Annotated in this window: 1 pseudogene; it reads left to right on the forward strand. The window is 31.0% G+C overall.

Features of this window, described 5'->3' with window-relative positions:
• Window positions 1–364 (forward strand): annotated as a pseudogene (locus I4N53_RS04375) (IS200/IS605 family accessory protein TnpB-related protein); the annotation flags it as partial.

Genomic DNA, 364 nt, shown 5'->3' on the forward strand with positions numbered 1-364 from the left:
ATACAAAAGGCTTCTAGAAGGTTATGATAGAAAAACATTAAAAAGAGACCTTCAGGGGATGTTTGACTTAAACTCAAGATACGTAGATGATGCAATAATGAAAGCAAGAAGCACATTAGAATCCTCTAAAGAATTAGGGAATAATCCAAAGAAAGTAATTTTTGGAGGGAAAGATTTATTTAAAAAACTTCAAAAGCGCCATATAAATGGGAAAGAATATAAAAAACTAAAAACAAAGTGGCAAGAAAGAAGAAAAGGAAACCTTTATTCAAGAGGAGATAAAAGCAAAAAGGGGAATCTCAACACAAGAATAGAAGTAAAAGAAAATGGCACTTTCTTAAGGATAAATGTAGGGGAAAGAAAA

The sequence above is a fragment of the Thermoanaerobacter sp. CM-CNRG TB177 genome, from assembly GCF_018588165.1.
Taxonomy (GTDB): domain Bacteria; phylum Bacillota; class Thermoanaerobacteria; order Thermoanaerobacterales; family Thermoanaerobacteraceae; genus Thermoanaerobacter; species Thermoanaerobacter thermocopriae.